The 13886-nt window shown below is 28.7% G+C and carries 17 protein-coding genes; 11 read left to right on the plus strand and 6 right to left on the minus strand.

The genetic code is table 11. The features are described from left to right. Positions 1-153: 153 nt before the first annotated feature. A complete protein-coding gene (locus tag ACUSRV_RS16690; RefSeq protein WP_490143100.1) occupies positions 154-612 on the minus strand; it encodes a hypothetical protein in 459 nt (152 codons plus the stop codon). Between the two features lie 230 nt (positions 613-842). Between ACUSRV_RS16690 and ACUSRV_RS16695 the strand changes: the two genes are divergently transcribed. Further along, a complete protein-coding gene (locus ACUSRV_RS16695) occupies positions 843-1517 on the plus strand; it encodes a hypothetical protein (protein ID WP_490143101.1) in 675 nt (224 codons plus the stop codon). A gap of 45 nt (positions 1518-1562) precedes the next feature. Here the strand turns inward: ACUSRV_RS16695 and ACUSRV_RS16700 are convergent, their stop codons facing one another. Continuing rightward, on the minus strand, positions 1563-2630 hold the full coding sequence (locus ACUSRV_RS16700) for a hypothetical protein (protein ID WP_490143102.1): 1068 nt from the start codon (positions 2628-2630) through the stop codon (positions 1563-1565). 130 nt (positions 2631-2760) lie between these two features. On the opposite strand from ACUSRV_RS16700, the gene ACUSRV_RS16705 reads away from it, so the two are divergent. From ACUSRV_RS16705 to ACUSRV_RS16715, 3 genes are all read left to right on the plus strand, one after another. Continuing rightward, positions 2761-3222, plus strand: a complete 462-nt coding sequence (locus ACUSRV_RS16705) for a hypothetical protein (protein WP_490143103.1) — start codon at positions 2761-2763, stop codon at positions 3220-3222. Positions 3223-3285: 63 nt separating this feature from the next. After that, on the plus strand, positions 3286-3957 hold the full coding sequence (locus ACUSRV_RS16710) for a hypothetical protein (RefSeq protein ID WP_490143104.1): 672 nt from the start codon (positions 3286-3288) through the stop codon (positions 3955-3957). A gap of 97 nt (positions 3958-4054) precedes the next feature. Continuing rightward, the gene (locus tag ACUSRV_RS16715) at positions 4055-4735 is read left to right on the plus strand and encodes a hypothetical protein (protein ID WP_490143105.1); all 681 of its coding nucleotides are present in this window, start codon (positions 4055-4057) and stop codon (positions 4733-4735) included. A gap of 124 nt (positions 4736-4859) precedes the next feature. On the opposite strand, the gene ACUSRV_RS16720 is transcribed toward ACUSRV_RS16715, so the two are convergent. After that, entirely contained in the window at positions 4860-5291 is a 432-nt protein-coding gene (locus ACUSRV_RS16720) for a CBS domain-containing protein (RefSeq protein WP_490143106.1), read from the minus strand. 151 nt (positions 5292-5442) lie between these two features. On the opposite strand from ACUSRV_RS16720, the gene ACUSRV_RS16725 reads away from it, so the two are divergent. The 3 genes from ACUSRV_RS16725 (at position 5443) to ACUSRV_RS16735 (ending at position 8529) form a co-directional block, all read left to right on the plus strand. Further along, positions 5443-7224 (plus strand): DUF4153 domain-containing protein, encoded by a 1782-nt coding sequence (locus ACUSRV_RS16725; RefSeq protein ID WP_490143107.1) that lies wholly within the window; start codon positions 5443-5445, stop codon positions 7222-7224. A 176-nt stretch (positions 7225-7400) separates the two neighbouring features. Continuing rightward, positions 7401-8129, plus strand: coding sequence for a hypothetical protein (locus tag ACUSRV_RS16730; protein WP_490143108.1), 729 nt, complete (start codon positions 7401-7403; stop codon positions 8127-8129). 10 nt (positions 8130-8139) lie between these two features. Then, positions 8140-8529, plus strand: coding sequence for an aspartate/glutamate racemase family protein (locus tag ACUSRV_RS16735; RefSeq protein WP_490143109.1), 390 nt, complete (start codon positions 8140-8142; stop codon positions 8527-8529). 190 nt (positions 8530-8719) lie between these two features. Here the strand turns inward: ACUSRV_RS16735 and ACUSRV_RS16740 are convergent, their stop codons facing one another. Beyond that, a complete protein-coding gene (locus ACUSRV_RS16740; protein WP_490143110.1) occupies positions 8720-9076 on the minus strand; it encodes a DUF5658 family protein in 357 nt (118 codons plus the stop codon). Between the two features lie 215 nt (positions 9077-9291). Between ACUSRV_RS16740 and ACUSRV_RS16745 the strand changes: the two genes are divergently transcribed. From ACUSRV_RS16745 to ACUSRV_RS16755, 3 genes are all read left to right on the plus strand, one after another. Continuing rightward, complete coding sequence (locus ACUSRV_RS16745) at positions 9292-10254, plus strand: alpha/beta hydrolase family protein (protein WP_490143111.1); 963 nt, start codon at positions 9292-9294, stop codon at positions 10252-10254. Positions 10255-10361: 107 nt separating this feature from the next. Further along, positions 10362-11576: an NAD(P)/FAD-dependent oxidoreductase gene (locus ACUSRV_RS16750; protein ID WP_490143112.1), complete on the plus strand. Its 1215-nt coding sequence runs from the start codon at positions 10362-10364 to the stop codon at positions 11574-11576. 123 nt (positions 11577-11699) lie between these two features. After that, the gene (locus ACUSRV_RS16755) at positions 11700-11999 is read left to right on the plus strand and encodes a GIY-YIG nuclease family protein (protein WP_490143113.1); all 300 of its coding nucleotides are present in this window, start codon (positions 11700-11702) and stop codon (positions 11997-11999) included. A gap of 21 nt (positions 12000-12020) precedes the next feature. On the opposite strand, the gene ACUSRV_RS16760 is transcribed toward ACUSRV_RS16755, so the two are convergent. Beyond that, positions 12021-12299, minus strand: coding sequence for a hypothetical protein (locus tag ACUSRV_RS16760; protein WP_490143114.1), 279 nt, complete (start codon positions 12297-12299; stop codon positions 12021-12023). Positions 12300-12353: 54 nt separating this feature from the next. After that, positions 12354-12791 (minus strand): MaoC/PaaZ C-terminal domain-containing protein, encoded by a 438-nt coding sequence (locus tag ACUSRV_RS16765; RefSeq protein ID WP_490143115.1) that lies wholly within the window; start codon positions 12789-12791, stop codon positions 12354-12356. 143 nt (positions 12792-12934) lie between these two features. Here ACUSRV_RS16765 and ACUSRV_RS16770 point away from each other — a divergent pair, with 143 nt between their 5' ends. Beyond that, positions 12935-13387 carry a DUF2383 domain-containing protein gene (locus tag ACUSRV_RS16770; RefSeq protein ID WP_490143116.1) on the plus strand — a complete coding sequence of 151 codons (453 nt, stop codon included), beginning with the start codon at positions 12935-12937 and terminating at the stop codon, positions 13385-13387. Positions 13388-13886: the final 499 nt, after the last annotated feature.

The raw sequence follows: 13886 nt of genomic DNA on the forward strand, positions 1-13886 counted from the left end.
CAATATATTGCTTAACTGCATTTATTTTAAATTCACTTGAATATCTTTTACTTGACATAAAAATCACCCCTTTACGCTAGTCTACACTAGGGTTTAAGGGGTGTCTACTTAAAGGGGTTCATTTCATGTAGTTACCTAGGGGGTATTTTAATTTTATCTTGATATTTTTCTCTTTTTTGTTACAAAGAAAAGTGTTCCTATACCAGCAATTGTAATAATTCCATAAATCAATGAATTTTCCATAAATGCATTTTTATCTTCAGTAGAAGTAACTTCATTCATTAATTCAGCTTGCTGTCCTTCTACAACTTTTACATTATCGCTACCAAATATCTCATATAGATAGTCTGCATTTTCTTTGATAAATGGTGTAATACCTATTTCAACATAACCTTCAAGTGGTGACGTATGAGTTACTGTAAATCCTTTTTCTTCAATTTCATTCGCATGTTTCTCGAAAATATATTGATCAATTTCTTCTTGTTTCTGAAGTATTGTATTTTCATTATTTGTTGTAGCAAAAGTTATAATTGATGAAACTAAAGTTAAACAAATACTAAGAATAATGACAGTGGCTAAATAAAATTTGTTTTTCAAAATATTTTCCTTCATTAAAAATCCTCCTAAAATTGGGCTCTATAACATTATATACTCATTATCAGCTTTTATTCCTATATTGATAAAATAATAATACTATATAAATATGAAGTTATTGTGAATATCACTAGATCTTTGCATTTTTTCCCAAATTAAAATCTAGTTTTATAAACTAATTATCACCTATTATTTTTATATTAATAAAATAATAATAACAATAATAAGAAGAACGGTGGTGTAAAAAAGTGTTTAATTATTATGTATGGCAACAATATATTTTACAACAGCAATATAAAAATCTAAATTATAAATTAAATAATAGACAAGAAACAGCATTAAATGTTTCTGGAGTTTGGAATACAGATTATTATGGAAGAGTAATATTAGAGCAAGATGGAAATAACATTAAGGGAACTTTCAAATACGGAAGTGGAATAATAGAAGGAATTCTAAACGGAAATGTTTTAAATGGCACATGGTCTGAGCCACCAACACACGATTGTCCTCTACATGAAGGAAGATTTAAATTTGTATTTTCTCAAAAGGGAGATAGCTTTATAGGAAGTTGGGGAGTTTGTCAGGAACCATTAAATAAAGATTGGAGTGGATTTAAACTTGTAGATACTCCATCCATTAACGTCTCAGGACAATGGTTTACTACAAACTTTGGGAAAATAGTTTTTACTCAAGAAGGAGATAAGGTAAATGGTACTTATCAATATAAAAATGGAAAAATAGAAGGTACTTTAAAGGGGTACACTCTTACAGGATATTGGACACAAGAACCAAGTTTTAATTGTTACTATGACAAGGGTAGATTAGAAATTGATTTTGATTTAAAAGTAGAGTCATTTACAGGAGTTTGGGGTTATTGTGAAAATGAACCAAAAACAGTATTTAGTGGAATAAAAGTAGTGTAATAGAAAGTACACCTAGTTAATTGTTTGACTAGGTGTACTTTCTTATTATAAATATCCTAAATCTATGTATTTTTTTTCTAGGTCAGAATCTGGTTTTATTATTTTAACTGATTTATTTTTTAGATTGACTTCATAAACCTCAAATATATATTCATTTCCGTTATACTTAGAATCATCATAGTCTGCTTCAATATATACAAAATAAGTGTCTAGCTCTTCTACATAGTCTGAATTCCAACCGTGAAGTTTTTTAAGGTCCTTATCTAATTTTGATCGATCATTTATATAAATATAATTAGTTTTATTTTTATCGTGAGATTTTGAGTTTTTTGCTAATTCAATAGATTCATTAAGGTATTTTTGTGCATATCCATCTTCATATAAAAGACCTAGTTTGATATATTTTTCTTCTAACTTTTCATCACCCAAAACGTCCTTAACTTCTTGTGTTCTAATATTTACTTCATAGCTATGTGCTATTAAATCATTTTCATTATTTAATATCTGATCTTCAGTGTCAAATACATAGCTTACATAAAAAACGTCCTTATCTATATAATCAGCAAACCAACCATGTGTTGTTCTTATTCCAGTTGTATTATCTATTATTTCATTTACAGCTTTCTCGTTAGTAACATCTGAATATGTTGTTTTTGCAGCTTTAACAATATTAATCGCTGTTTTTTTATATTTCATTCTATCTTGAGTAGGATTTATAATCATTAGTTCATCTATATATTTAGCTTCTAGTTTTTCATTATCCCATATTGATGTAACTTTTTCCTTTTTAATATCAACTTCATATGCTGCAAATATATACTCGTTCCCATTATCTTTAATAGAATCATCTTCGTCATAATAATATTCAATATAATAAGTACTGTTGCCTACCTTTTCTCCTGACCAACCGTAGTCATTTTTAACATAAGTCATATCAGTTAAAGATTCTTTTATAAATTGTTCATTTGACATATCGGCTCTTTCGGTATGAGCACTTTTAGCTAAATCAATGGATTTATTTAATCCTCTATTATGGGCAAATATAATTAATCCGCCTATCCCTAATAAAATTAAGAAAGAAATTACAATTGAAATTGTTTTTTGTTTATTCATAATTGCCTCCAATCATTATTTTACAAATATAGGTAAGTATAAATTTTCCACACTTGTAGAAATATTATATAATATCTATAAAAATTTTTATATATCCAATATTATAGAATTCAGTAAGGAGGAACACAATATGAAAAAAATATGGTTTTCAGGTTTAATTTGTGTATCAGCTATTTTTACATTAATTATAATATTGCCTTTTGCCAAAATAAATGCTGGATCTTTCGCAAGAGAAATAGCGACGTTATCATTGCCAAAAGAACAATCATTGAATAATCCAAAAATTAAAGTACCATTTGATTTAAAGGTAGAAGAAGAAAGCCAAAAGAGCGTTGATGAAGGTCATTCACCATGGAGACTAGATCCTGCTTTTGTAGCTCAGGTTTTTGTAAGCCTAAAAGTTTCTCCTGAAGGAATTGTGGGGGATTATCCTATTAAGTATGAAGATCTAAAGGTAGTTTGTAATGATGGAAAGCATTCAGTTGTAGAAGTAAGTGGAAAAGACACTCCTATAAGAAAGGTATACTTAAAGAAACTTATAAAACAAGATGATACAGGAATATGGACAGTAGTTGGATATGACCCAGCATAGTTAATATAATCATCACCTTTTATTATTAATGTTAATAAAATAATAAGAAGGTGGTGTTTTTTTATGTTTAATTATTATTTATGGCAACAATACATGTTACAACAGCAATATAAACAATTATATTGCAAATTAAATAATAGACAAAATGATACTCCATTAGATATTTCTGGAGTTTGGAATACAAATTATGGAAGGGTAGTGCTTCAACAAGATGGAGCTAATGTCAAAGGAACTTTCCAATATGAAACTGGAACTATAGAAGGGACTATAACAGGAAATGTTTTGGATGGTACATGGTTTGATGACCCAACATATGAGTGTCCTATAGATAAAGGAAGGTTGAGATTTGAATTTTCTTCAACTGGAAATAGTTTTGCAGGTTTTTGGGGATTTTGTGAAGAACCACTAACAGAAAATTGGAGTGGAGTTAAGCTTCAGCCTGCTCCTGCATTAAACGTCTCAGGGGAATGGATTACTACAAATTTTGGCAGGGTGGTTTTTAGCCAAAATATAAATAGGATAACAGGTACTTATAATAATGGAAATGGAAAAATAGATGGAATTCTTCTCGGATATACTCTTATAGGATTTTGGTCTGAAGGTCCAAGTAATGACTGTCCTTATGATAAAGGAAGACTAGAAATGGATTTTGCTTTGAATGGAAGTGGATTTGTAGGAGTATATGGTTATTGTCAAGAAGATCCAAAAATAGCTTGGAATGGAGCAAAATTATAAAATATATAAATATATACTTTTGATTCATTAAGACTAACCATCACCTTTTGTTATTATAGTTAATAAAATAATAATAACAAAAGGTGGTGATTTTTCTATGTACAATTATTATTTATGGCAACAATATATTTTGCAACAGCAATATAAACAATTATATTATGCATTAAATAATAGACAAAATGATATTTCATTAGACATTTCCGGAGTTTGGAATACAAATTATGGAAGGGTAGTACTTAAACAAGATGGAACTAATGTCAAAGGAACTTTCCAATATGAAACTGGAACTCTTGAAGGAACTATAAATGGTAATGTTTTGGAAGCTGTATGGGTTGATGACCCAACGTATGAGTGTCCAATAAATAAAGGAAGGTTGAGATTTGAATTTTCTCCAGATTTAAAAAGTTTTACAGGTATTTGGGGATTCTGTGAAGAACCACTAACAGAAAATTGGAGTGGAGTTAAGCTTCAGCCAGCCCCTTCATTAAATATTTCGGGGGAATGGATTACTACAAATTTTGGAAGTGTTGCTTTTAGTCAAAGTATAAATAAGGTAATAGGCACTTATGGTTCTAACTATGGAAGAATAGAAGGAATTCTTGAAGGATACACTCTTATAGGATTTTGGTCAGAAGGACCTAATTTCGACTGCCCTTATGACAAAGGAATATTAGAAATGGATTTTGATTTGACTGGAAAGACATTTGTAGGAGTATTTGGTTATTGCCAAGAAAAACCAACAATAGCATGGAACGGAATGAAAGTAGTGCGCATATAATTAATCCTCTAGGTCGTAGAACTAGACCTAGAGGATTAAATTATACTTTTTAATTTCCAACTGCTAACCTTGAGCAACGGACCTGCTTTTCAAGGTCGTTGGCGATATGAGCGAAGCGAATTTTTTATTTCATAGGATTGCTAGGAGTAGAAATACTACTAAGTGCATCTCCAGCTTCATTTACATAAATATTTTTTGTTGCTAGGTCACCTATAGATAACATACCAACTAGCTTGCCGTTTTCTACAACTGGAAGTCTTCTGATTTGATTTTTTGCCATTATGTTTGCCGCCTCATGAACATCAGTGTCAGGAGTAACAGTAACTAAATGAGAAGACATTACATTTTGTGCAGTAGAATTATGATGATGATCTCCACTAGCTACATCTCTTAAAACAATGTCTCTATCAGTAACTATACCAACAACATTATTATTATCATCACATACAGGTATAGAACCAACATTTAAACTTTTCATGTTTTGAGCTATCTCAGTAACATCGCTATTTGCATTTACTTTTGTAACATCTTTAGTCATTAATTCTTTAACTTGCATAAGTACACCTCCTATAAATTGTCCTTTAATATAATGTGCATTATAACAGTGAATTAATCATAAAAACTAAAGTAAATATATGGTTTAATACTATTTAACTTATAAGAAATCATATATAATAAATAATAAAGGTAGAAAAGAGGGGAAAAATATGAATATTATTATAAAACTTAAGAATTTAGGTAATAAGCTATCTTATAGTTTTAAACGTTTTCCAGTGGCTCTATTATTTGCAGCAACAGTAGTATCAATTCTTATTTTTATTAACCATCTAGATTATAACTTAGAAAATACAAGAGAGATGTATTCACGTATAGCTATGGCATTAGCACTTGGTATTCCGTTAAGCTTATCTTTAGATGTTTTCTTTGAAGGAAAAACAAATGTTAAAAAAACTGTTCGGATTTTAGGATATGTAGGAATTGGTATTTTAGTAACTGCTTATTATATGTTTTTTTTAAACAATCAAGACATGGTGTCAATGACAAGGTATATGGGTTATACAATAGCTCTTTATTTACTTTTCAGTATAATACCTTATTTCATTAAAAGAAAAAATTATGAACTTTATGTAATTAAACTATGTACTAGATTTTTTGTAACTTATTTATATTCTATAATTCTTTATCTAGGTATCGCTGCTATAATTACAACTATAAACTTACTTTTTAACGCAGGAATATCGGAAAGACTATATGGCGATATGGCTTTTATAGTAGGAGGAGTTTTTGCACCAGCATTTTTCTTAGCTGATGTGCCAAGAAGAGGAGAAGAAGTTTCTTTTCAAAGCTACCCTAAGGTATTAAGTGTTTTACTTCAATTTATTGTTCTACCATTACTATCTGTATACACAATTATTTTATATATATATTTCGGAAAAATTATACTAACAATGGAATTGCCTAAAGGTGTTATAACTAATTTAGTTCTTTGGTTTTCAATAATAAGTACAATAGTTCATTTCTTAATATATCAATTAAGAAATGCAAATCAATGGGTTAAAACTTTTATAGCTATTTTTCCAAAGGCTATTATCCCGTTACTTGGTATGATGTTTGTAGCTTTAGCAATTAGAATTAATGAATACGGAATAACAGAAAATAGATATTTTGTATTGGTGGCTGGGTTATGGGTAACTGGCGTTATGATTTACTATTCAATTAAGAAGGATATTATTAATATATTTGTAGCTACATCAATAGCTATAATAGCAATTGTAGCAGTTACAGGTCCTTTAAGTGCTTATTCAGTTTCAAAAATGAGCCAAAATAATAGATTTGAAAAAATAATAAAGCAATATAATATGATTGATGGATCTGGAAATATAAAAAGTCCAGAAAAGGACTTTGAAGAAGACGATAAAAAGAAAGTCAGTGGTGTAATAAGATACTTTGATCAATATCATGACCTAAATGATATAAAATATCTTCCAGATGATTTTGAAATTAGCGATATGAAAAATTTATTTGGTTTTGATTTAGTCGATGATTATGGAATACATGAAAACGGGGGTTATTTTAATCACTACTTACAAATAGGAACAAATTTAGTTAATATAAAAGATTTCGATTATTTTATAGATTATGAAACCTATGGTCCTAATGGTTCTAGTGATTTAAATGAATCAAATGGAGACTATGAAGTTGTTTATGATAACAACAGTAAAGAACTTGTTATTAAAAATAAAGAAGAAGTCATTTACAAAACTAATTTTGATAAAATAGTAGCTGAGATTCACAATAAAAGTAGAGGTAAAAACAATTTCGATAAAAAAGAAATGATCGCTGATGAAAAGGAAATGACTTTTGTAGATGAAAATGATAAAGTTAAGATTCAAGTTGTATTTAGAAATATCAACGGATTTGAAGATAGATCCACAGATGGTATAACTATTGAAAGTATGGCATTTTATGCTTTTGTAAAAATAAAATAAAATAAAATATATACCCCCTACTTAATGACTTTTTAGGTAGGGGGATTTTTATATATAAATTAAAGTAAATGTGTTAAAATCTATATAAATATATACTGAAATACATAAAACTTATGATTAATTCGGAAGAAAAACTTAAGACTTAGAAAGATATAAAAGCTTGAAAGGGGTGCACGATGAAGTTTTTAAAAGACCTAGGGGTTTTAGCAGGAACAGTTACAGGTGGAGTAATTGGAGGCGCAGTTTCACTAGCAGGAAAAGCAGTTAAAAGTGATTTTATTGAAGAAATAGGTGAAGGTATCTACAATGCAACTTTAGCATCAGGTAAAATTCTAGGAGAAGCTGCAAGTGGTGCTGCTGATGTGGTAACAGGAATGGTTACTTCTGATGAATCTAAAAGGGATGAAGGGTTTAGAGATTTAGGTACAGCTGTAGGTACAACAGCAAAAGGTGTAGGTAATGGTATAGCAAGCATTATTCAAAATGGTGGAGACGTTATAGACGGTGCTTTAGAAGGAGATAAAAATAGAGTTAGTGAAGCTGCAAAATCATTAGTTAAGACTGCAGCAATAGCAACCCTTGCAATTGGCGTTATAGATGTTGTTGATGGTGGTTTATTTGATGGACAAGTATATGAAAGTGATGTAGCATCTAGTGGTGATTTTGATTATAATAATTCAAATGAATTAGTTTATACTTCGGATTTAGACACTCATGTAGGAGTTCATCATGTAGAGCCTCATTATGTAGACGGTTATGAGCGTTCAGACGGTACACATGTAGAAGGATATTATAGAGACGGTGATGGTAATCCAGAAACAACATTAACAGAAGAAGATGGTGGTGGGTATATAAGGTCAAACCCAGACGATATTTCAAGTAATAATATTAATAGCAATATATAAGAGGTGTAATATGAAAACAATGGGATTAATTGGGGGTATGAGTTGGGAAAGTACTACTGAGTACTATAAAATTATAAACAAAACAGTTAAAAATAAACTCGGAGGACTCCATTCATCAAAGTGTATTTTATACAGTATTGATTTTCATGAAATAGAAGCATTCCAGTCAAATGGGCAGTGGGATAAAGTTGCAGAAATAATTTCACATGGCGCAATGACTTTGGAAAATGCAGGTGCTGATTTTATTGTTATATGTTCTAATACAATACATAAAGTTTTTGATGAAATCCAGATGAATGTTTCTATACCGATTTTACATATAGGTGATATAACTGGAGAGGAACTTATTAAAAAATCATTTTCTAAGGTTGCTTTACTGGGGACAAAGTATACTAAATAATATTAGGATGTACAGAAATTGGACTTTTAATAAATCAAACTGATACGAAAATGCCACTTCTTGATACTTTATATATTCACGCACGCCAAGCTGCTCTTCTTGCAATTGAATAAAATAGATAATTATAAATTTACATAAAAAGCTATTTCCAAATAGAAATTTATTTCTATTTGGAAATAGCTTTTTGTTATCAATAAAGAAACATAAATACTGGCAATAACACAAACCAAAGTATATGAAATGCGTTTATAGTAGCATATAGTCCTACAGCACAACTTATTAAAATATTCGAAACCCTTAATTGATAGTCATTGGCCTTTTGCATTCGAAAATAAATATATATAAGTAAAGTTGCTGGAAGCACAATTTTTATAAGAAAACTAGCACTATAACTTCCAATTATGTCTGCCATTAAGAAGTTTGCTTCAAAATAATATCCAGTGTTTACTAAAATTATAGTAAAAATAATGTCGGTAAGATTTAATATGTATAAAACTGCTAGTTTATTTTTTATATTGCCTAAGCTATAGTCTTTAATAAATTCCATCAATTCTATCCACCTCCATTATTAATTATTTACAAATATAGAAAATCCTATGTTATTTAATTTTTAATAATTAGGCCTTTAAAATATATTAATAGAGAGTTAGTATACATAATTTAATTATTTGGAACTCAGTATAAATATTAATAATTTATAAATTTATAAAATATGAATTATGGTAAAAAATAATAGTAAGATTAATAAAAGGGAGAATGATTATGTATACAGACTTTGTTGAAGAACAGGTAAGTATAAATGGAGAAGTAATTATAAAAGGGACATTGGCAATACCGCATATTGAAAACAAAAAATTAGCTGCAATTTTAATTGTAAATGGCTCTAATAGTGTAGATAGAAATGGAAATATGAAAATCCCGAAGATTAAAGTAAATATATATAAGGAATTGGCACATTTAGGGGCAAGACTTGGTTTTGTCACTTTGAGATACGATAAAAGGGGTGTTGGTGAAAGCGGAGGAGATAAATATAGTAAAGGGGTAACCGAATTAGTAGATGATATTATTAATAATATAAAATTTTTGAAAAATCATCCAAAGGTAGATAAAGATAAGATTATTTTACTAGCACATAGTGAAGGATGTATATTGTCAACTATTGCAAGCACTATGATTCCAGTGGCAGGATTAATATTAGTTGCAGGTGCAGGAGCAAGTCTCAAAGGATTCATAAAATATGTAGATGCTAAGATACTAGAGGAAATAAAAAAGAAAAAAGGATTAAAAGGTTCTATTTTAAGATTTTGTATTAATGAAAATAGAATAAAAAAACAGATTCAATGTCTAGATAATAAAATCAATAACTGTAATGAGAATACTATAAGGTTTAGATTTAAAAAAATGCCTGGAAAATGGTTTAAAGAACATTTTAAATATAATGATGAGGATATACTAAAAGCTTTACAAAATAGTAATTGTGATATTTTGGCAATTACGGGAACTAAGGACGTGCAAGCAGATCCAGGGCGTTTGAAAATAATTGAAAAATTAGAAAGAAGTAATATAAAATGTTCAGTTATCGAAAATATGGACCATATGCTAAAAGAATGTACAAATAAAAAAACAGTTTTAGGATTGATTAACCAATATCAAGAAGAAGGTTGTGAATCAATACATCCTAAATTTAAAGCAGTTTTAGAGGAATGGCTAATTAAATTTAAATAGCCAATAAAACAGATTTTAGGTTTTGACTTCAATCACATATTAAAGCTGGCCTATTAGATATAATAGATATAATAAGATTTTTAATAATTGAAATGGTGGTGATTGAAATGAATAATAACATAGTTATAATAGGCGGTGGTGTTGCAGCCATAAATGCAATAAAGGCAATTAGAGAGATTGACAGCAAAATAAATATATATGTATTTCAAAATGAAAAATTTTACCCTTACTATAGGATAAGATTGACAAAGAGTTTGTTGGATAATATTGAAGAAGACAAAATACTGCTTCAAAAAAAGGAGTGGTATGAATTAAATAATGTAAATTTATGCTTAAACAAAGAAGTCATTGGAATTGACACCGATAAGAGTGAAGTTATTATAGATGATGGCAGTAGATTTGGTTATGATAAACTTTTATTAGCTAATGGGTCAAGTAACTTTACTCCCAATTTAGACGGTATTGAAAAAGAAAATGTTTATACAATAAGAACACTAAATAATATACAAGATATTAAAGAAAACATTAGCGATAAGAAGACAATACTTAACATAGGAGGGGGTATACAGGGATTAGAAACTGCATGGACTCTTCAACAGCATGGTAAAAATGTAATTGTAGCTGAGTTCCATGATAGATTAATGGCTCGCCAGTTAGATACAAGAGCCTCTAAAATCCTACAAGATGCAATTGAAAATGTTAAAATTAAAGTGCTTTTAAATACGCAGATACAGAGGATTGCTGGGGAAGATTCAGTAAACAGTGTTATAACGAATGATAGGAGTACTATTGACTGCGACATGGTAATTTATTCAGTTGGTGTTAGACCTAATAAAAAGTTATTAGAAAACACTTTTATTAAAACAAATCTTGGAGTAGTAGTTAACGAAAAAATGCAAACCAATATAGAAAATATTTATGCAGCAGGGGATGTGGCAGAATTAGATGGCAGAGTGGGCGGACTATGGAATATTGCTATAGAACAAGGAAAAATAGCTGGATATAATATTGTAGGAAAAGATAAAGTATATAATGGAATAGTGCCTGTAACTACATTAAATGCTTTTAATATATCTTTATTTTCTATAGGTGATGTAAATGAAGAAAACTGTAGCCAAACAATAATAGATGAAAGCTCTGATGAGATAACATATAAAAGAATATTTATAAAAGACAATAAAATAGTAGGTGCGATTTTAATAGGTGATGTTAAGTATTCTACTTTATTAAAGGGTGTAATAGAAAAAGGAACAGAACTTATCAATATAGATTTATCAAACATATCAGTAAATGAATTAATTATTAAATTGAAAAATAAATAAAAACATATAGTAATAGGGGGTCTAGATTAGTAATAATACTAGCCCCTTTTTATTTTGTCTTTATTATATATTTATGTTATTATAGTTTTATTTCTTGCAATATAGCTGTTAGGGGTGAGACATATGTATTATACATATATATTAAGATGCAAAGATAATACCTATTATATTGGTTATACAAGTGATATAAATAGAAGAATGAATGAACATTTAAAGGGAGAAAGGTGTAAATACACTAGAGCTCGTGGATTTGATAAACTTGAAATTTATTGGGCTACAAAAGAAAGAAGAGACGCAATGAAACTTGAATATTATTTAAAAACTTTAACTAGGCCTAAAAAAACGGAGCTTATACAAAAACCTGACTTATTAGGAATTAAATATGGTTTAGATCTTAGTGCAAAATATATATTAGGCGAATAAAGCTAGAGATAATCTCTAGCTTTATTCATTTATTATGTTTCCAATAAAATGAGTAGCAGATATAATAACATACCCTGCAATTATTCCATCCATTATATTAATTGCAATTCTCGGGATACCTAATGAAGATCCTATTACAGCAAAAACACTTCCCCATATAAATAAATAGAATATAGCAAAACCTATAACTTTTTGCTTACTATCTAAAAACTTAACTAAAAATCCATTTGAAATATCTTTGTTGTAAAAATATGAAGCTGAAATCATCATAACCAATATATAGATTATACTAAATTTCAAATCAACAACTCCTTTTAAATAATTTTTAGTTATATTTTGTATTTATTACTAGATTTATACATTTTTACTTTTCATAAATCCTCTTACTTGTGTATCTAGTACAATCTGTTCTTTTTGATTGTATGCTGTAACCTTTATAACTAATATTCCACGGCCACCTTTAGATGAAGGTATTAAATCTACTACCTCTACTTCTCCTTTTATTTCATCATTTGGAAATACAGGTGCTTTCCAGTTTAAATAGTCCATACAAATACCACAAATAGTATCTTTGCCGGTTTTATCTAAAGCAATCCATTGCCCCCATACGGCACAGAGTGTGTGAAATCCTGAAGCTATAATTCCCTCAAAATTACTACTTCTTGCAAAATTTAAATCCACATGAATTGGTAGAGGATCATATTTACCAGCAAATTCACGAATATCTTCTAATGTGAATTTAATAGGTTCTAATACGAATTTTTGACCTATATTGAAATCTTCAAAATACATATTTTCACTATCCTTTCTTATGTAAATTATATTTTTATTTAATTATACTACAATTAAAAAGCTAATTCCTTTTATATAAAAATTATATAAAAGCATAATAATTCTAATAATAAATATCCATAATAATATAAGAGGTGATATTAATGAACAAAAATGAAGATAAGATGATAAAAGATATGAATCACTTTTTAAAAGGAATACATATGGGTGGGGCAACATTTAAGGATTATCTAAATAAAGCAAAAGATCCAGAACTTAAGAATGAATTAACTTACATTATAGAATCATTCAAAAGACATGAAGAAGCTATTACAAATAGAATAGAACAAATGGGAGGAAATGCTTCAGACTCTTTAGGTATAATGGGTACTATGGCAGAGTTTTTTGAAAAAATAAAACTTATACCTGTAAATACTGACCTAGAAGTATGCAAATATGCTGTGGAAGCTATGGAAATGGGAATGTATCAAGGTAGTAAATTTTTATCTGAACATAAAGATTTAGACCCTAGCTTAAGAAAAGAAGCAGAAGGTGTTGTTAAGGACTATGATAATCAACTAAATCGTGTAAAAGAGATGATGAATAAATTAAAGTAAAATTGGCCTCTTAATGAGGCCGAAATATATTAAGATAAAAATTATATAAATAAATGAATAATAATTAAAAACAAGACAATAATAAGTTAGGGAAAAAAGATTAAAAATTCCAAGGTAGCTCAATGGTAGTGTATCTTTATGTTAACTGGTAGGATGAGGATACTAATCACTCTTTTAGAGCCAATTATAAATTAAAAAAGAATATTGACAAGTATTTTAATAAATGATATATTATTACTTGTCCTCAAGAAGGATGAAAAATATAACTTTTGTCTTTAATAATATGTAAAATGATTTTTAAAATAAAATTTAAAAATATGTTGACAAAACAAATTATAAATGATAATATAATACTTGTCCTCAAAAGGACATGAAAATTGAACTTTGAAAATTAAACAGTAGGATAATTAAACACCATTTATTTAAAAGTAATGCCAAGTTTATCATGAGAGTTTGATCCTGGCTCAGGATGAACGCTGGCGGCGTGCCTAACACATGC

The organism is Sporacetigenium sp. TC11, from assembly GCF_058146105.1.